The 17,591-nt window shown below is 50.8% G+C and carries 17 protein-coding genes; 8 read left to right on the top strand and 9 right to left on the bottom strand.

Features of this window, described 5'->3' with window-relative positions:
• Positions 1-50 precede the first annotated feature (50 nt).
• Positions 51-557 (bottom strand): phenolic acid decarboxylase, encoded by a 507-nt coding sequence (locus ACM615_RS11130; protein WP_112289251.1) that lies wholly within the window; start codon positions 555-557, stop codon positions 51-53.
• A 146-nt stretch (positions 558-703) separates the two neighbouring features.
• Between ACM615_RS11130 and ACM615_RS11125 the strand changes: the two genes are divergently transcribed.
• Positions 704-1,600, top strand: coding sequence for a LysR family transcriptional regulator (locus tag ACM615_RS11125; RefSeq protein WP_129638742.1), 897 nt, complete (start codon positions 704-706; stop codon positions 1,598-1,600).
• Positions 1,601-1,636: 36 nt separating this feature from the next.
• On the opposite strand, the gene ACM615_RS11120 is transcribed toward ACM615_RS11125, so the two are convergent.
• The gene (locus ACM615_RS11120) at positions 1,637-3,268 is read right to left on the bottom strand and encodes a phosphoethanolamine transferase (RefSeq protein ID WP_129638743.1); all 1,632 of its coding nucleotides are present in this window, start codon (positions 3,266-3,268) and stop codon (positions 1,637-1,639) included.
• Positions 3,269-3,624: 356 nt separating this feature from the next.
• Between ACM615_RS11120 and lpxA the strand changes: the two genes are divergently transcribed.
• Positions 3,625-4,413, top strand: a complete 789-nt coding sequence (gene lpxA, locus ACM615_RS11115) for an acyl-ACP--UDP-N-acetylglucosamine O-acyltransferase (RefSeq protein WP_240783345.1) — start codon at positions 3,625-3,627, stop codon at positions 4,411-4,413.
• Positions 4,414-4,429: 16 nt separating this feature from the next.
• Here lpxA and ACM615_RS11110 read toward each other — a convergent pair whose 3' ends face one another.
• The 4 genes from ACM615_RS11110 to ACM615_RS11095 all read right to left on the bottom strand — a co-directional run bounded on the left by ACM615_RS11110 (position 4,430) and on the right by ACM615_RS11095 (position 8,099).
• Positions 4,430-5,452: a DUF2891 domain-containing protein gene (locus ACM615_RS11110; protein ID WP_129638745.1), complete on the bottom strand. Its 1,023-nt coding sequence runs from the start codon at positions 5,450-5,452 to the stop codon at positions 4,430-4,432.
• An 11-nt stretch (positions 5,453-5,463) separates the two neighbouring features.
• Complete coding sequence (locus ACM615_RS11105) at positions 5,464-6,414, bottom strand: DUF979 domain-containing protein (RefSeq protein ID WP_129638746.1); 951 nt, start codon at positions 6,412-6,414, stop codon at positions 5,464-5,466.
• A complete protein-coding gene (locus ACM615_RS11100) occupies positions 6,411-7,100 on the bottom strand; it encodes a DUF969 domain-containing protein (protein ID WP_112289257.1) in 690 nt (229 codons plus the stop codon). The genes ACM615_RS11105 and ACM615_RS11100 overlap by 4 nt, the downstream gene beginning before the upstream one ends.
• Before the next feature lie 339 nt (positions 7,101-7,439).
• Complete coding sequence (locus ACM615_RS11095; protein WP_120163425.1) at positions 7,440-8,099, bottom strand: epoxyqueuosine reductase QueH; 660 nt, start codon at positions 8,097-8,099, stop codon at positions 7,440-7,442.
• A 187-nt stretch (positions 8,100-8,286) separates the two neighbouring features.
• Here ACM615_RS11095 and ACM615_RS11090 point away from each other — a divergent pair, with 187 nt between their 5' ends.
• From ACM615_RS11090 to dsrB, 6 genes are all read left to right on the top strand, one after another.
• Entirely contained in the window at positions 8,287-9,297 is a 1,011-nt protein-coding gene (locus tag ACM615_RS11090; RefSeq protein ID WP_112289259.1) for an AI-2E family transporter, read from the top strand.
• Between the two features lie 206 nt (positions 9,298-9,503).
• Positions 9,504-10,565: an NAD(P)-dependent alcohol dehydrogenase gene (locus ACM615_RS11085; protein WP_129638747.1), complete on the top strand. Its 1,062-nt coding sequence runs from the start codon at positions 9,504-9,506 to the stop codon at positions 10,563-10,565.
• 247 nt (positions 10,566-10,812) lie between these two features.
• Positions 10,813-11,151: a hypothetical protein gene (locus tag ACM615_RS11080; RefSeq protein WP_112289261.1), complete on the top strand. Its 339-nt coding sequence runs from the start codon at positions 10,813-10,815 to the stop codon at positions 11,149-11,151.
• Between the two features lie 178 nt (positions 11,152-11,329).
• Positions 11,330-12,205 carry an ion transporter gene (locus tag ACM615_RS11075; RefSeq protein WP_129638748.1) on the top strand — a complete coding sequence of 292 codons (876 nt, stop codon included), beginning with the start codon at positions 11,330-11,332 and terminating at the stop codon, positions 12,203-12,205.
• Between the two features lie 298 nt (positions 12,206-12,503).
• Complete coding sequence (gene cspE / locus ACM615_RS11070) at positions 12,504-12,713, top strand: transcription antiterminator/RNA stability regulator CspE (protein ID WP_013575246.1); 210 nt, start codon at positions 12,504-12,506, stop codon at positions 12,711-12,713.
• A 434-nt stretch (positions 12,714-13,147) separates the two neighbouring features.
• Complete coding sequence (gene dsrB / locus ACM615_RS11065) at positions 13,148-13,345, top strand: protein DsrB (protein ID WP_112289263.1); 198 nt, start codon at positions 13,148-13,150, stop codon at positions 13,343-13,345.
• Between the two features lie 99 nt (positions 13,346-13,444).
• Here the strand turns inward: dsrB and ACM615_RS11060 are convergent, their stop codons facing one another.
• The 3 genes from ACM615_RS11060 to ACM615_RS11050 all read right to left on the bottom strand — a co-directional run bounded on the left by ACM615_RS11060 (position 13,445) and on the right by ACM615_RS11050 (position 17,582).
• Positions 13,445-15,145 carry a methyl-accepting chemotaxis protein gene (locus ACM615_RS11060; protein ID WP_129638749.1) on the bottom strand — a complete coding sequence of 567 codons (1,701 nt, stop codon included), beginning with the start codon at positions 15,143-15,145 and terminating at the stop codon, positions 13,445-13,447.
• A gap of 241 nt (positions 15,146-15,386) precedes the next feature.
• Complete coding sequence (gene rcsA, locus ACM615_RS11055) at positions 15,387-16,001, bottom strand: transcriptional regulator RcsA (protein WP_112289265.1); 615 nt, start codon at positions 15,999-16,001, stop codon at positions 15,387-15,389.
• Positions 16,002-16,391: 390 nt separating this feature from the next.
• On the bottom strand, positions 16,392-17,582 hold the full coding sequence (locus ACM615_RS11050) for a glycoside hydrolase family 88 protein (protein ID WP_129638750.1): 1,191 nt from the start codon (positions 17,580-17,582) through the stop codon (positions 16,392-16,394).
• Between the last annotated feature and the right edge of the window lie 9 nt (positions 17,583-17,591).

The raw sequence follows: 17,591 nt of genomic DNA, 5'->3' as shown, positions 1-17,591 counted from the left end.
GCCTGAATGAACGGGCTGCGGTTTTTTATTGGTATTGCAGAACTGCGTGATTAACGCAGATTATCCGGGAAGTTGGCTGGCAGTTCGCTCGCTGCGCAGTCGATCACAGTGTCATTATCCGCACCGCAATCACGCACGAAGGTGATGGTCGCGAATTCATCGATCACTTCAGTCGGATACGCCGGTCCCGCATCACGATAAGAATTCATCAGCGGAATGTGGTCGTTCTGGAAGCAGACGGTTTTTTCCGGATTATTCATCACCCAGCGTGGGAAGAAAATGGTGCCGTGGAACACGTTATCGCCCAGATTCACAATCAGGCTGACGTCAGTCCCGGTCGGTTCAGTCCAGGAAATTTTGTACACATCAGATGCTACCCGCACGATATACGCTTTCTGATCTTTCACCCAACGGTTGCCGACCAGCCCGCTGTGAATACGGTAATCCAGAGTCTGCGCGTTTTTGACGTAGATTTCATAATTCCAGCCGTTGTCGTAGGTATAAACCACATGTTTGCCAACGAAACCACTCAGGTCATGTTTATCAAATGTGCTCATGGTAATTCTCCTTAACTCAGTATTGGAATGAAACATTTCGTTTCGTTGAGAAGAATATTACATCTTAAAAAACTGATAAAAAAACGCTGATTTCAGATGAAAATCATCTAAAATATAGATGTGTTTTATTCTGACAGGATGACGATATGGCGTTGCCAAGAACCACTCTGGAGCAATGGGTGGTGTTACAAACGGTGATTGAACAGGGCAGTTACGCGCAGGCGGCAACGGTGCTCAACCGCAGTCAGTCCTCGGTCAGTTATGCCCTGAGCGGGTTACAGGAACGCATCGGTTTACCCTTGCTGGAAATTAACGGCAGAAAGGCGACGCTGACCGAACAGGGGCGCGCTTTACTGGCGCAGGCAACACCGCTGATATCGGCATTTTTACAGCTTGAACATCGGGCTGCCGGGCTGAAAGACGGCGTGCGCACAGAGCTGAGTCTGGTGGTCGACAGCGTGTTTCCCAAAAACAGACTGTTCCGCGCACTTAAACACTTTCAGTCGCAATTCCCGGATACACGGGTGCATCTGACTGAGATTTTACGCGGGGAAAGCCTTGCACAACTCAGTGAACAATCGGCCGATTTGTACATCACCACGCTCGCGCCTGAAAACGCAATCCATGGACGTTTTCTGCTGGATGTGGACTTTGTTCCGGTGGCGAAAAGCGATCATCCGCTGTTGTCTTTGCCTGCTCCGCTGACCGCTCAGGATCTGGCGCGTTTCCCGCTGATCAGCGTCGCTGACCGTCACGCGCCGCCGGAAGATAAACATCCGGCAGGCACGGTGGCACAGTGGACATTCACCACGGTCGGTGCGGCGCTTGAAGCAATTACGGTGGGCGTTGGTTACGGCTGGCTGCCGCTGGAAAGCGTGGATAACGCGCTGAAAAACGGATTGCTCAGCCGCCTGATGTTGTCAGCCAGAACCGTCAGGCAAACGTCGCTGTATATGGTGCTGGATGATGAAACGCAGCGCTATGATCAAACGGTCAGTGCGCTGGCGAAAAGTATTCTGCAGGAGTGCAGTTTGCTGCCGTGAAATCCGGCAGCAAACCGTTTCATAACGCTGTCCCGGTCAGCGGGAGGCTTTACAGGCGGCAAGAATATCGAGCTGAGGGTCACGTTCTGACGTCTGTACATTCATCGCGCTGAGCACGGTGTGGAACAGATTGTCCTGTGAGACCTCTTTGTCCGCCGCATTGTCTTTCAGGCATTGCATGTCGATTCCCTGCGCTTTCGCATAATTATCGGAAAGCCAGAACAGCATCGGAACATGTGTCTGCTGCGCAGGTGCCACGCTGTAAGGCGTGCCGTGCAGATACAGACCGTTTTCGCCCAGCGATTCACCGTGATCAGAAAGGTAAATCACCGCCACATTGTATTTGTCCTGATACTGCTTCGCTTTTTCAATGACCTGTGACACCAGATAATCGGTGTAGAGCAGGGTGTTATCGTAGGTATTCACCAGCTGTTCCTGCGTACAGTTTTCAATGTCGCTGCGCGGACAGTCAGGTGTGAACTTGCGGAATTCCGGCGGATAACGTCTGGAATACGTCGGCCCGTGACTGCCAATCAGGTGCAGGGCAATCAGGGTGTTTTTTCCGTCGTTTTTAATATCCTCATCGATATTTTGCATCAGCGCCATGTCGTAGCAGGTGTCGCCGTCGCAATATTTGCCGTCATTTTTAGTCGGGATAATGACGTTTGGCACGCGGTCACAGACACCTTTACAGCCTTCGTCGTTATCTTTCCAGAAAACGGAAACGCCAGCTTTATGCAAGATATCCAGCAAGCCTTCGCTGTTTCGGGCGCGGTTAGCGTCGTAGCTGGTGCGTTTCATATTCGAGAACATACACGGCACGGAAATCGCCGTCGCCGTGCCGCATGACGTCATTTTGCTGAAACTCACCACATCCGCAATGGCCTGCGTGTACTGGTTAGTCGGTTTGCCATAACCATTCCACGACTGGTTTTGCGCCCGCGCGGTTTCACCCACGACCAGGAAGACCAGATTCGGTTTCTGGCCTGTTTGCTGCACCAGTTTTGCATCGTTGCCAATCGTCTGGAACGGCATTTTCGGCGTGAAATAACGGTGATTCATGTACTGGAAAGCGCTGTACAGATAGTTAGTCGGGACGATTTCCAGATTGAGCGTGCGGTTGTTACGCCCCACAGACGCATAATCTTTATAGAAAACACCGGCGATTGACGCCACTACCATCAGTGAAATCACCATCGACAGCAGACGCACACCGAGACGGCGCAGGCGGGTCTTTTCATAGCTTACCGGCGTTACGAATAACAGAATAGCGGGCAGGATGCCGGTAAACACAAACCACAGCACCACCTTCAGATTGAGATACGACGTCGCCTCAGACGATTGCGTCTCGATAATGTTTTCAATCATGCTTCGGTCAAATACGACCTGAAAGGTCATCATCGCAAAACTGGCGAGGGCGCTGACCGGCAGCACAATGATGAAGAAGGGCTTAAGCAACGGCCGGACGCTAAAAGGGGTGAACACAAAGTTCAGCGCAGCAAACAGTGCGACAGGAATGCTCAGGGCAAAAGCCAGGTTATAAGCGGGCAACGCATGGAGAATGCGATAAAAATGCAGCAGAATCGGCAAGTTAACCACAAAAGTGAAGTACAGCGTTAAGAGCAAGGTCAGCTTGAAATAGCTGATTTTTGGCAATAAGTAGCGCAATGCAAACTCCCAAAAGGGGTGAAAAAGCCAACGTAATGCGAGGCAAACATAACGTGCAGGAATGGATGGCAGGAATCATATTAATTCAAGCTTAAGAAAGCCTTAACGGGAGTGTCATAAATGTTTTACGTGATGGGTTTTTAGAAAAGGTTCAGAAAATAAATAAAATATAGTTCACCTGTTTTCCCCTCCGAAACCCTTATCCTGTGCGGTATAGCGGAGCGTTGTTTAATCTAAACCGTTTCGTTTAAGCCTTTCTGAGTGCGTTCCTTCCGCTCATTTTGACCTTCTCTGATTACTCCTGACACGTTTAATTCACCACTGGCGGCTTACCGGCTGTCAGAAGGACGTTTGTGTTGATTTCATCTTCGGCCACCATCGCGGCCAGCAGTATCATTGAATCTGGTGTCATTATCGGCCCGCGGGTGGTTATCGGGCCTTTTTGTATTATTTCCGCCGGTGTGCAAATTGGTGAAGGAACAATTATTTCTTCGCATACGGTCATCAACGGCAATACGAAAATCGGGTCAGATAACCAGATCGGCATGGGCTCTTCGATTGGCGAAATCAGTCAGGATCTGAAATATGCCGGAGAAGCTGCCGGGCTTGAAATCGGCAACCGCAACAGGATCGGCCGCCACGCAACATTGCATCGGGGAACCGCACAGGGCGGGGGACTGACCCGTATCGGTGATGACAATACTTTCGAGCGCGGTGTGCATATCGGCCATGACTGTCTGGTAGGGAATGCCACGTTTATGGGCGAGAACAGCGGACTGGCCGGACACGTTGTGCTGGGAGATGACACCTGCATTGAAGCTATGTGCGCGGTGCATCAGTTTTGCATTATTGGTACGGGAGTCCGCTTGCTGGCCGGATCCTGCGTTGTGCAGGATGTGCCGCCTTATGTTCAGGCGGGCGGAAACCGCGCGTCGCCGCAGGGGATTAATGAACAGGCCGGAGCATTCAGGCAGGCAGAACCCGCTGTGCGCGAGGTGATCCATTATCTGTATGACCTGCTTTATCACCAGCAGGCGGCGGTCGAAAAAGTGAGACTGGAGATCGGGCGTCTGAGTGTTGAATATCCGTTGCTGTGCCACTTCAATGAATTTTTCCTCCGTTCAGCTCGCGGTATTGTGCGCTGAACGGAGGAAAGGACAGTCAGGCTTCGAGGGCTAACAGCGCGAAAGTCGCCAGCCAGTGTTCGCCCATATAGGTGCTGTCGAGGTGATCCAACGCGCTGTGCAAATGGGCTTCGGCGGTCTGGCGCAACAGTGCAGCACGCGGATCACCGGCAGGTAATGCCGACGCCAGCGAACGCTGACACCAGGCGCGGCTGAGATTGAGTCCGTCGAGATGGCCGATTTTGCCATCATGGCGGTCAGTCACGGTCGCCGGTGTGAACAGCGTCGCCGGCTGGCTGTGTGCCAGTTCCGGCAGGAAACGCCCGAACCAGGTGACAAAGACGTCGCGAGGTAACACGCGGCGCATCAGTTCGGCTTCCATCAGGGAAGGGGAAAGGAATTCATCACCACCCGGTTCCCACGCCTGACAATGAACATCTTCCAGATGCCAGCGCAGTGCCGTTTCTTCGATGGTTGATGCCAGCGAAGTATGTTTAACGCTGCGCGCATAATCGAGCGTCAATGCCAGAGCAAAGGCGGTATTAAAGTGACTGCCGACGCGCAGCGGATACGTGGCTTTAGGCAGGAAGTCAGTGAAGCTTTTCTCAAAGAAGCGACTCATCGGTGCCAGCGTTTTGGCCCATCCTGCAGCCTGCGGCAATGTCATTTCATGCAACTGCTGAGTCAGCGCCAGAAACCACGCCCAGCCATAAGGCCGCTCAAATCCGTTATGTTGCGGCTGTTGCAGATACGCCATCTCACCCGAGACGTTTTCGGCGGTAAAATGCTCCGTCACCACGCTGATGATTTTTCCGGCTTCCGGCAGGTCAGGAAAGCGATCCAGCAAACGTAATAACAGCCAGTAACCATGAACGCAGGAATGCCAGTCGTAGCTGCCGTAAAAAATCGGATGCAGCTGGCGTGGGGTCTGCGCATCCGCGGCGCTGCTCATGGCGTGCATGATTTTATTAGGATACTCGCGCGTTAAATGATTCAGCGCCAGCGAGGCAAAACGGGACGCCATTTCTGGCGTCAGAGTAATTGTCGGTTGCGTTGTCATCTTTTCCCTTATCAGAAACGGAACACAAAGAGATACATAAAGGCGGTGTTGACCAGCAACAGCAATACGCCGGTTTTCCACTGTGCTTTGATCACGCCATTTTTATCCTGCAATTCAAGTAACGCCGCCGGAACGATGTTGAAATTCGCAGCCATTGGCGTCATCAGTGTTCCGCAAAAACCGGACAACATCCCGATAGCGCCCATAATCGCGGGATTTCCGCCCAGCTGATTCACGATGAGCGGCAAGCCGATACCCGCTGTCATCACAGGGAATGCGGCGAAACCGTTGCCCATAATCATGGTGAACAGCGCCATGCCGAAGGTATAAGCGATAACAATCGCCAGCGGAGATCCCAGTGGAATAATGTTTTTGACCAGTTCAGACACCACGCCGCCGACGCCCGCCAGCGCAAACAGCGCGCCGAGTGCGGCCAGCATTTGCGGCAAAATGGCCGCCCAGCCCACGGTATCCATCGTCTGACCGCCCGCTTTTATCGCCTTAACCGGCGAATCGCGCAGCATCACCAGCGCGGCAATAAATGCCACCAGCGTGCCGATCACCAGTGAAATCAGCGTAACGTTTTTGGCTTCCACCAGCGGGGTGTATTTCAGTGTCAGGGTGCCAATCAGGGTCACAATCGGGATCAGCAGGGCAGGAATGAACAGTTTATTGCCAAAACGCTTCGCACCGGCTTCACGTTTTTCCACCATTTCCGGCTGATCGTTATCGGTTTTGCCTTTCCCGAGTTTTCCGGTACCGGCAATAATGGCCAGTAATATCGCCATGCAACCGGTGACGAAATGCGGTAACTCGCCGCCAAACAGGAAGGTAATGCCGTAAATGCCCCAGAACAGCGCGTTTACATAACGGCGCGCGTTGCTTTTATCGCGCAGGTTAAAGAAGGCGTAAGCGCAAAACATCAGTCCTGCGAGGATATAAACGGTTTGTAAGCTGATCATTTCGCTGCGCTCCCGTGATGAACGTCAAAACGTTTTGCCAGCGAGCGGTCAAGCAGCCACAAACGAATAAAGTGGATAATCAGCGCAGCGATAGCCGTCGGGATTGCCCAGACCGAAAGATGCAGCGGCTCGACGTTAATGCCGTATTGCTCGAGAAAACCTTTGATCAGCAGGATGGATTGCACGGCGATAAAGATATCCTCACCGAAAAATACCGCAACGTTATCCGCCGCCGCGGCGTGAGCACGGATTTTCTGGCGCACATCATTGGGTAAATCACCGTATTTGGTGGTTGCCGCCGCTTCTGCCATCGGTGCAATCAGCGGGCGAACCATCTGCGCGTGGCCGCCCAGAGAATTGAGCCCCAGCGCAGCAGTCATCTGGCGCAGGAAGAAATACAACATCAGCACACGGCCGGTGGTGGCAGCGTGGACTTTCGAAATCAGATGCCGCGCCTGTTCCTTGAGGCCGCTGCGCTCAAGAATGGCAATCACCGGAAGCGTCAGCCAGATCAGGCCCATATAACGGTTATCGGTAAAGGCTTTGCCGAAAGCGCTGATGATCTCAACGGTGTGCATACCGCCCGCCAGCCCGGTTGAAATACCGGCGACGGTGACCACTAATAATGGATTAAACCGCAGTGCGAATCCCAGCACGACGATCGGAATACCAATTAAAACCCACATGGTGTGTCCCTCAATGTTGTTGTGTTTGTTTTATATTTTTGATGGTTCTCTGCCTGGTGAATACACCGGTAATAACACTGTGTAATTACATAGATCTAATTCGCATAAAAAATGCGTGAAGCGGAAAGTAACAAGCGTGATGACTGAACGCAAGATGGAAAAAATAGCGAAAAATCTCACAGGGGAATGGTTAAATAATGCAGTGAATTAATCCTGCAATATAAATAACTGACCGCAGATTTTTATCTGGTGTATCTGACAGGTGAGGGGGGAAATAGCAGAATAATAAACCCGGCGCTCAGGCCGGGTTTGCAGGGCAGAGAGGAAAGAGAAAAGCGGTTATTCGTCGTCCTCGTCGCCGTAATATTTCACGCCGAGTTTGATCAGTCCGCGCCCCTGCGATTTGCGATGTAAGTTGCTGTCACGTAAGGAATAAACGCATCCGCAGTATTCCTGCTGATAAAAACGCTCGCGCTTGCTGATTTCAATCATTCGCGCTGAACCGCCTTTTTTACGCCAGTTATAATCCCAGTACACCATGCCCGGATAAGGCGCGGCTGCACGTTCGCCGCAGCCGGTAATTTGTTTCATATCTTTCCAGCGCGAAATACCCAGACAACTGGTAATGGCACTGAAACCATTTTCCCAGGCATAAAGCGCCGTGCGTTCAAAGCGCATATCAAAACACATGGTGCAACGCTCGCCGCGCTCAGGTGCATTTTCCATTCCTTTAGCGCGCTCAAACCAATTATCAGTGTCGTAATCTGCATCAATAAAGGGAATGCCATGCTGCTCAGCGAAACGCATATTTTCTTCTTTGCGCAGCATATATTCTTTCTGCGGGTGAATATTCGGGTTGTAGAAATAGATTGTATAATCGATACCCGACGCCTGAATGGCCTCCATCACTTCACCTGAACAGGGCGCACAGCAGGAGTGCAGCAGCAATTTATCGTGTCCTTCAGGGAGTGTGAGCTTTTCGCGGATGAGTTCAGACATTGTTATTCACCAGAATGTAGGATTTTCTTTATCTATTAATACCCTCCGATCATAGAGAACCCAGCGTGACTGTCAAAATTTTCTTGCGGGTTTACGCTTGCGTAGAAGGGCGGTGTATTGTTCAGTGCTATGATAAGGATGATTGCAGGGCGCAGCCCGCTACACAGAGATTTTAAGGAAACAGGTAATGCAGATTATGAGATCGAATCAAATTCGCTGGCTCAGTGTGTTGATTGTGATGGGCGGGCTGTTACTGATTCTTCCTCTTCATTTACTGGCATGTTTTATTGCCGGTTTTTTAGTGTTTGAACTCATCAACGCCCTGACGCCGTACTTTCAGAAAATCATCAGCGGAGAACGTGCCCGCTGGGTTGTGGTCGCGGTTATCGGTACGCTGGTCGTCAGTTTCCTGACGGTGGCGATTGCCGGTATTGCCGATTTTCTGATGGAAGATATGAAAAATCCGGTGGCCTTTAATGCCATGGTGTCGCGTTTGCTTTCCGACGCACAGAGCCGTCTGTCGCCGGTATTGCTGCATTATCTGCCCGCCAATATTGAAGAGTTACAGCGCAGTTTCCTGCAATGGTTACGCGAGCATATTGTGATGATTCAGGCTTTCGGCAAGAACGCGGCACATGTGTTTCTGACGATGATTATCGGCATGATCCTCGGCGCGATTATTTCGCTTCAGCAACCGAATCACGGTGAACATCACGCGCCGCTGAAAAAGGAACTGTTGCAGCGGATGCGTTTGCTGGGTGAAGCCTTCCGCAATATTGTGTTTGCTCAGTTCCAGATTTCGCTGATCAACACCGTTTTGTCCGGTATTTTTCTGTTCGGGATTTTACCGCTGTTCGGCATTCACCTGCCGCTGGCAAAAACGCTGGTGGTGGTAACGTTCGTGTGCGGATTGCTACCGGTGATCGGTAATCTTATTTCTAACACGCTGATTTTCATCGTCGGTCTTTCCCTTTCATTGTGGGTCGGCGCGCTGGTACTGGCGTATCTGATCATCATTCACAAGGTGGAATACTTCCTGAATGCGCGTATTGTCGGCAGCCGTATTAAGGCGAAGTCCTGGGAGGTTCTGCTGGCGATGCTGGTCTTTGAAGCCGCGTTTGGTATCCCCGGCGTCGTGGCCGCACCTATCTATTACGCGTATATGAAAAGCGAACTGAAAGAAGCGGGTCTGATTTAATCCTTTCTTAAAACATGGCGCCTTGCCCGCAGGGCGCCACTGTTTAGTCACTGTACAATCCTTTCAAAAAATCCTGAAAAAAACAGATTCAGGCAAGCAATAGCGAGAATCGTTATATCTGTTTGTCATCTAAAACCCGCATAATTTCCTGGTGCCTGCAGTTCGTGCGGGCATGAAGTATTCCGTTTGCCTACCAGGAGAAAAAAATGACGCTTAACGTTCGTGGTTTCGCTGCACATTCAGCGGATGCGCCTCTCGCGCCTCATAACTTTGTTCGCCGTGACCCGCGTGATACCGACGTTGTGATCGACATTCTTTACTGTGGCGTGTGTCACTCAGACATCCACCAGGCTCGTAACGAATGGCATCAGAGCATTTATCCGATGGTTCCGGGCCATGAAATTATCGGTCGCGTTAAACACGTTGGCGCGAAAGTAACAGGCTTCAACGTCGGCGATACCGTCGGTGTCGGTTGTATGGTCGATTCTTGTCAGCACTGTGAGTCCTGCGCAGAAAGCCTGGAACAGTACTGTGAAGAAGGCGCTACCATGACCTATAACAGCCTTGATCGTCATGACAACATGATGACTTATGGCGGTTATTCTGAAGAAATCGTTGTTTCAGAAAAATTCGTACTGCGCGTTTCTGAAAAGCTGGATATCAAATCTGCCGCCCCGCTGCTGTGTGCCGGTATCACCACTTACTCTCCGCTTAAGCACTGGAAGGTGGGTAAAGGCCATAAAGTCGCGGTTGTTGGTTTAGGGGGTTTAGGTCACATGGGCCTGAAATTCGCTAAAGCGCTGGGTGCGGATGTGACGTTATTCACCCGTTCTAAAGGCAAAGAGCAGGAAGCTTACCGTCTGGGCGCTGACCACGTAGTGTTGTCTACCGACGCAGAACAAATGGCCGCAGTGAAAAATCACTTCGACTTTATTCTGGACACGGTACCGAATCCGCACGACCTGAATCCGTACCTGGAAACCCTCAAGCGTGATGGTACGCATATTCTGGTTGGCCTGATCGAGCCAATCGAACCTGCGCTGCACAGCGGTAAACTGGTCATGGGCCGCAAAACCGTTGCCGGCTCCCTGATCGGCGGTATCGCGGAAACTCAGGAAATGCTGGATTTCTGTGCTGAGCATGACATTTCCTGTGATGTGGAAATGATCGACATGCAGGATATCAACGGCGCTTACGAACGTATGCTGAAAAGCGACGTGAAATACCGCTTTGTTGTTGATATGGCTTCACTGAAAAACGCCGGTTAACTTTTATTGCGCATTGAAACGCGTGTATTGCGCATTGGATAGCGTGTGTTGCACGCTGAAGAGCATTTATTACGCGTTGACTAGCAATATTGGCTAAATAGCGACCTAATGCGTCTGTCCTGAATATTGTGTTAAATCAGCAGGGCAGGCGCATTGTGGCGAAATTTACTCTTTACACGTTTCTGTGACTTCTCGGCTTGAAAGCGCGGTGGTATCCTGCTGCCTTTCGCCGGGCGAAGGAAAACCAGTGGCTAAGAGTTTTGATGAACTCATCAGAGACATGGATCTGATGATTGAACATGTGGACAGGCTGAAAGACCTGCCGCCACGTGCAGCGCAACCAACCGCTGCGGACAAACCTGCGTACGATTCTTTCGGTGAGATTTTCGCCCTGAAAGCCGTGATGCGGGCTTTTATTTCTTCTGTCGACACGATTGTTAAAGTGCAGATTGCGAAGAAAGTCGAACAGGATATCGGCCATCTGGAGAATACCGTGCGGTCAATCGGCGGTGGCAGTGCTGACGCGGAAGACGTCGCGCAAATTACGGCTTATGTCCGTAATGCAGTTTCAGAGCTCATGGATTAATCCAGCACGCGACATTCGTGCTGGATTAATCCAGCACGCGACATTCGTGCTGTAAAATGCCGGTCACCGGGTCTTGTAAAGACAATATGTGACCGGCTTTTTTTTGGACTTTCTCACCCATAGGCGCGGCGTCTAAAAGCGTCTATTCTTGCCTTAACTCCTTTTGCCGGTGTCGTTTATGTCTCAGGATTACCGCTATTTCGCGTCAGCACGACGCAGATGTTATGCCCTTTTATTTGATCACCGCACACGCAGCGGTCGCCGGATGGAAACCTTCTGGATTGTTATCTCGCTGCTGAGTGTCATTTCTTTGTTCATTGAGTCGAGCGCAAGTGATCTCTTCCCCAATTCGCCGAAGATATTGCTACAGCTTGGCCTGATGGAAGTGGTGTTCACCGCCGTGTTTACGGTGGAATACTTGCTGCGGTTGATTTCCTCACCACGGAAAACTCGCTATCCGTTGAGCTTTTTCGGGATTGTCGACCTTTGTACTGTGTTGCCGATGTATATCATCTGGTTGATACCGTCGCTCACGTTGTCAACGAATCTGATGGTGCTGGTACGTCTGCTGAGAGTCCTGCGGGTACTTCGGGTGCTCAAATTGCTGCGCTATATGAGTGATGCCGGGCTCTTGTGGCGCAGCCTGATGCGCGCGCGACGTAAACTGGGCATCTTCTTCGGGTTTGTGGCGATCATCTTGTGTTTATTTGGCGGACTGATGTTTGCAGTAGAAGGGGGGAATGACGGTTTTAGTTCACTGGGAACCTCAGTTTACTGGGCGGTGGTCACGCTCACCACGGTCGGTTACGGTGATATCACGCCACATACCGCGCTGGGGCGAATGCTGGCATCGGTGCTTATTCTGCTCGGGTATTCCATCATTGCCGTTCCTACCGGGATTTTGACCGCTTATATGTCACAAGAGTTGGAAAAAGGACGTGCGGCGCGTTCTTGTCAGATTTGTCTGCATTCAAGACATGAAATTGATGCAAAATTTTGTGCGCATTGCGGAGCGGTTCTTGAAGCCGATACTTCCCAACCTGTTGAAAAATAGCCTGATAACTGCTCAATGATTGTACTATCTGGTACGTATTTCGACTATTTTTGGGGTTTACCTCACCATTGCATTAAAAAGAGTTGCTATTAAAGGGCAGTCATGAGTAAATACATACCGGCCTGTGGTACAGACCTATTTATGCACGACATCCTGAGTAAAGTTGTTCCAATTTAAAGCGTTATCCATGATAACCCTGCTCTGACGAATTTCCTTCTTAGTGCCTCCATAAGTAACGACTGAAATCCGGCTATAACATGCCCATGGTGGCGAAATTTATTTTTAAAAGGTAATTCCTATGTCAATGATGAAAGGTCAGGTTAAGTGGTTTAACGAGTCTAAAGGCTTTGGCTTCATCACTCCTGCTGACGGCAGCAAAGATGTGTTCGTACACTTCTCCGCTATCCAGGATCAAGGTTTCAAGACCCTGGCTGAAGGCCAGAACGTACAGTTCACTATCGAGAACGGTGCTAAAGGTCCGTCTGCGGCTAACGTTACCGCTATCTAATCTTGCTTTACCGCTGTTTCAGCGATAAACGTAAAGATAACAAAAACCCGCATGCGCGGGTTTTTTTACGTCTGTAGTTTGTCGATCTGGCTTATGGATCCTGTGTCAGGATGTCATTTGCGGATGCAGAAGGCGGAGTTTGCTCTGCAATAACTGCTTTGCCGGAAGGTGCTGGCAAAAGAACAAAAAAAAGCCCGCATAGTGGCGGGCAAAAATATTTCTTATGACATTCATTGTTGTACTCCCTCGGGGGTGAGCACGCTGTCAGTATAGTGGATATCAAAGTCAGGATTCTGGCCGCAATATGTTAAGGAAATGCAAATAAGTGCCGCAGGGTTATTTTCTGCTTTTCAGGCTAACTTTCCCCTCGCCACCTGCTTTTGTGTGGCGGTCTGTACTACAATAAACATAATTGAAAACCATGGGATAACCTGATGAAAGTTAATGATCTTGTGACAGTGAAAACCGACGGCGGGCCGCGCCGTCCGGGTAAAGTATTAGCCGTTGAAGAGTTTTATGAAGGCATCATGTATCTGGTGTCGCTGGAAGATTATCCGGCAGGCATCTGGTTCTTCAATGAAGGTGACAGCAAGGACGGTACATTCGTCGAACCGCGCGAAGGCACCGAATAGTCTTCGCCTGCAAACAGGCTGTCGGCATAAAAAAACACCGGGGCAAATGCCGCCGGTGTTTTTGTTTCTAAGGCTGTCTTTTAAAGCAATGTTGCGGGATCAGAACGTTTCCCAGTTAGGCTGTTCGCTGGCCTGTTTGGATGAACGCGAGTCCGGGGCGGAAAGGGTGCGAACCGGTGGCTGGCGCTTTGCCGGAGCACGTTGAGTGGTGCCCTCAAGACGAAATACCGCGACGGCCTGAGTCAGACGCGCAGCCTGTTCTTCCAGCGATGCCGCCGCCGCAGAGGCTTCCTGCACCAGTGAGGCGTTTTGTTGAGTGACGCCGTCCATTTCCGACACGGCCAGACTGACCTGACTGATCCCGCGGCTTTGCTCGTCAGAGGCGGAAGCGATTTCACCCATGATGTCCGTAACGTGACCGACGGCGGTGACGATTTCAGACATTGTATCGCCTGCGTCGCCGACCAGAATGCAGCCTTCGCCCACGTAATCGACGGATTCTTCAATCAGCGTTTCAATTTCTTTCGCGGCCTGCGCACTTCTTTGCGCCAGATTGCGCACTTCGCTGGCGACAACGGCAAAGCCACGGCCCTGTTCGCCCGCCCGCGCGGCTTCCACCGCGGCATTCAGCGCCAGAATATTGGTCTGGAAGGCAATACTGTTAATCACGTTGGTGATTTCAGCAATTTTGGATGAGCTGCGCGAAATTTTATCCATCGTCGTCACCACATCTTCCACAATGCTGCCGCCTTTTTGCGCTTTGCGCGAAGCATCAGCGGCCAGTTTGCTGGCGTGATGGGCATTTTCCGAGTTCTGTTTCACGGTCGCGGTCAGTTGTTCCATGCTGGCGGCGGTTTCTTCCAGCGCAGCGGCCTGTTGCTCGGTGCGGGAGGAAAGATCGGTGTTACCGGAAGCGATTTCCGTTGAACCCTGATAAATCGACACGGCACCTTCACGCACGGTCAGCACCGTGGACGCCAGAGAGTGCTGCATCTGCTCAACATTGCTGCTCAGCACACCGATTTCATTGCGACCATTGCTCTGACCTGGTTGAGTCAGGTCGCCTTCGGAAATTTTCTGAATACGCGTCACCAGACGGTTAAGCGGATTAATGATCACTTTGCGCATCACCAGATAGGTGATGAAGGTCAGTACCAGCGCCAGCAGGAAGCCGCCCGCCATCAGCGTATAACCGAGAACGGCGTTACGCTGGGCTTTGTCATTAATGGCGTTGGCGGTTTCGGTGCGATAGGCGATGGCAGCCAGTAACGGTATGTTGTTGGCCAGATCGAGGTTGCGCACGGTCTCCGCTTCCTGAGAAATGACTTCTTCAAAATGCGCCTGTTTGGCTGATTCCAGCATCGGTGCCATGCCTTTGGTCAGATAATCGTTGTAAGCTTTTTTCAGCGGCTCATCGAGCGCCAGATCCTTTTCTGTTTTATTCGGGCGATTGATATAGCTCTCAAAAGAAGACTGCGATTGTTTAATCCGGCTGGCGGCGTCAGTCAGGTTCTGATTGAACACATCCTGATCGCCGACACGGGCAGCAGCAGCGGCCTGGATCAGCAACAAACGCGCCGTGCGCAGATGGTTAGAACTGTTAGAAAGCGCCAGACGAATTTGCAGTTCCTGCGTGGCATTCGCGAGTGCGGCATTGCTTTGCTTAAGAAAGAAGCTGGACGTACCGATGGAAATGGCGAAAAGAAACAGGATCCCGGTGAGGATCAGGCTAATCAGGGTAATCAGTCGAATATTGCTGATGAAAGACGTTCTGGAATCTGAAAGGGTAGGAGTATCCATATTATTTTATTCCGCTCTGTTGATCCTGCATACCGTCGGTTCCGGACGGTAAGTAACAGCGATGTAGACATTGCCAGCGGGCAAGTCCTGCCGTGACGAAAAGAAAGCGCCAATAAGATTCATCGGCATTTGAGCGGAGGTATTCAGTTTATATTTGTGGCGCAGATCGCATTTTTACAGATTTATCGCGTTCGCTACAGGCTACGTCAAGACACAGCCTGTAGCGGGGACCGGAGAGAGGCTAATTAACGTATATTCCGTTGGTGAGTTGGTCACACAAACGAACAACGTGATAAATAATATGTTTATTCGGTGACTTTATTTTCCGCTTAATATTTCCTTTATATGAAGACACCGTTTTTGTTTTGATTTGCAACTTATCGGATATTTCAATCGTTCCGTTACCTGACATCCACATTCTTAACGTGGCGGATTCTGAACGGCTGAGCATCACCGGTCTGATATCCAGCGCCGCACAACTGGCCGGATCCTGTGCCTGCGGCAGTGAGGGATGATTCAGTAACTGACGGAGCGTTGCTGCCTTAATTGATTTCGAGGTGATAATCACGTTCTTTCGAACAAAAATATATTCTTCAAAATGAATACGCGTACGCGACATGAAGATAAAAAATAACGTTTCAGGGCAGTCAGTAATCAGTTCACCCAGCCGCTCTTTGTTATGCGACTGAGACAACATGCAATCCTCATTAATAAACACCACAGAGGGTTTGAGTCTGACGCATCCGGCCTGAAGCTGGTCAAAACTGCTGGCGTAACTGATTTCCTGTTCGCTGGTGAGTAATTGTTGCAAGCCCAGACGGGTATACCGGCATGGATCCAAGATTATCGTTTGCATAGTAAGTCCTCGTAGGACGTCCTTGTTCTGCATAATGATTGGATTCTTTGGTGTCAGCACAAAGCGCAAAGAATGCGCGCTGACTCTACTTTTTGCATGAAAGTTGACCGGTTGGAAGTGTTATTTTTTGTTGTTCACGGACAGGGAGGTTTTTGATTAATTTGGTTTATGTCAGGATTAACTTTGTAACTGAACAAAAAAAGGAAACTAATTCGGATTATTCTTAATGGATGTAAGGACATAGAAGAAAGGCTTAATAACAGGTGTGTTACAGTAACACTCTGCAACACTTCGCAGAGAGATGATGATGCTGCTTATGCTTAAAAACAATTCACGAATGAAATATGGCAATAAAAGCGGACGCAGCGTGTCAGCGCTGCGTCACAGTCATTACCAGTAGGATTGCCAGCACTGCGTCAGGCGCGTCAGGGCTTCAACATAAAAATAATCGCCCCAGCTGCAACACTCATCCACGCCTTTACCGCTTGCCATGTGGTACACAGAATGCTTAAGCAGTCCGTCACAATCTTCCTGCTCACCGGTCAGATAATTCTCAGTCAGTGAATCCATGATGCGAAGCGCCATTTCCTCATAACAGGCGCGTTTGACGTCCGTGGCGGGCAGGGCCGTTGCCAGACTCAGCAGGCCGCACACCGCAATGGCAGCGGCTGAACTGTCGCGGACGGCATCGGTACCCAGCAGCGCTAAATCCCAGTGACACACATCATCTTCCGGCAGACGGTTCAGGAAATAATGCGCCAGGCAGCGTGACAGCTCGACCTGTTCTTCATCACCGGTATACCGGTAGCTGAGAAGGAATCCGTAAATGCCCCAGGCCTGACCGCGAGACCAGCATGAATCATCCGCATAACCCTGATGCGTGTTGCCGAAACGCGGTTCACCGGTCACGGTATCCATGTAATACGTGTGATACGTCGACGCATCCGGGCGCACAATATATTTCGCAGCCTGCTCCGCATGGGCGCTCGCCGCGTCTGCAAAGCGAGGTTCGCCGGTTTGTTCACTTGCCCAGTAGAGCAATGGCAGGTTCATATTGCAGTCAATAATCATGCGCCCGGCCTGTTCCGGATCCTTCAAATCCCCCCATGCCTGAATGATTTTTGCTTTGCTATTGAAGCGTTCCATCAGAGCTTCGGCCGCCAGCAGGGCAAATCCGCGTGCCTGACGATTGCCGGTCAGTTTAAAGGCGCTGACGCAGGACAAACTGTAGAGAAAACCGAGATCGTGCGTGGCGGTATCAATGCGGTTAGCGATGCGGTTACCAAATGACGTCACCTGTTTTTCTGCCGCCAACCGGTAACGGTCGTCGCCGGTCATCTCATACGCCAGCCACAGTTGTCCGGTCCAGAAACTGGTGGTCCACTCCACATTCTCCGTCAGTTTGTAGTGGCCGTTTTCGCAGGTTTCTGCCGGAAACTTATCGCCAAATTTATCCAGATTGCGGGAAATTTTACTGAGCACCACCTGGCGTGCCCGTTGTAATTTTTGCGCGAAAGCAATTCTGTCCAGCTGGTTCAGTTCAACGGGCAGTAACTTTTCTTTCGTGATGTTGAGCGTCATAACGTCTCC

Source organism: Rahnella sp. PAMC25617 (genome assembly GCF_050606005.1).
GTDB lineage: Bacteria > Pseudomonadota > Gammaproteobacteria > Enterobacterales > Enterobacteriaceae > Rahnella > Rahnella variigena.
This window is presented reverse-complemented; position numbering and strand designations above follow the sequence as displayed.

What these genes read in the sequence shown, in the direction of transcription:
- cspE (WP_013575246.1), top strand. Translation starts at nt 12,504, where the DNA reads ATGTCAATGATGAAAGGTCAGGTTAAGTGGTTTAACGAGTCTAAAGGC.
- ACM615_RS11075 (WP_129638748.1), top strand. Translation starts at nt 11,330, where the DNA reads ATGTCTCAGGATTACCGCTATTTCGCGTCAGCACGACGCAGATGTTAT.
- dsrB (WP_112289263.1), top strand. Translation starts at nt 13,148, where the DNA reads ATGAAAGTTAATGATCTTGTGACAGTGAAAACCGACGGCGGGCCGCGC.
- ACM615_RS11085 (WP_129638747.1), top strand. Translation starts at nt 9,504, where the DNA reads ATGACGCTTAACGTTCGTGGTTTCGCTGCACATTCAGCGGATGCGCCT.
- ACM615_RS11050 (WP_129638750.1), bottom strand. Translation starts at nt 17,582, where the DNA reads ATGACGCTCAACATCACGAAAGAAAAGTTACTGCCCGTTGAACTGAAC.
- ACM615_RS11095 (WP_120163425.1), bottom strand. Translation starts at nt 8,099, where the DNA reads ATGTCTGAACTCATCCGCGAAAAGCTCACACTCCCTGAAGGACACGAT.
- rcsA (WP_112289265.1), bottom strand. Translation starts at nt 16,001, where the DNA reads ATGCAAACGATAATCTTGGATCCATGCCGGTATACCCGTCTGGGCTTG.
- ACM615_RS11090 (WP_112289259.1), top strand. Translation starts at nt 8,287, where the DNA reads ATGCAGATTATGAGATCGAATCAAATTCGCTGGCTCAGTGTGTTGATT.
- ACM615_RS11130 (WP_112289251.1), bottom strand. Translation starts at nt 557, where the DNA reads ATGAGCACATTTGATAAACATGACCTGAGTGGTTTCGTTGGCAAACAT.
- ACM615_RS11110 (WP_129638745.1), bottom strand. Translation starts at nt 5,452, where the DNA reads ATGACAACGCAACCGACAATTACTCTGACGCCAGAAATGGCGTCCCGT.
- ACM615_RS11105 (WP_129638746.1), bottom strand. Translation starts at nt 6,414, where the DNA reads ATGATCAGCTTACAAACCGTTTATATCCTCGCAGGACTGATGTTTTGC.
- ACM615_RS11060 (WP_129638749.1), bottom strand. Translation starts at nt 15,145, where the DNA reads ATGGATACTCCTACCCTTTCAGATTCCAGAACGTCTTTCATCAGCAAT.
- ACM615_RS11125 (WP_129638742.1), top strand. Translation starts at nt 704, where the DNA reads ATGGCGTTGCCAAGAACCACTCTGGAGCAATGGGTGGTGTTACAAACG.
- ACM615_RS11100 (WP_112289257.1), bottom strand. Translation starts at nt 7,100, where the DNA reads ATGTGGGTTTTAATTGGTATTCCGATCGTCGTGCTGGGATTCGCACTG.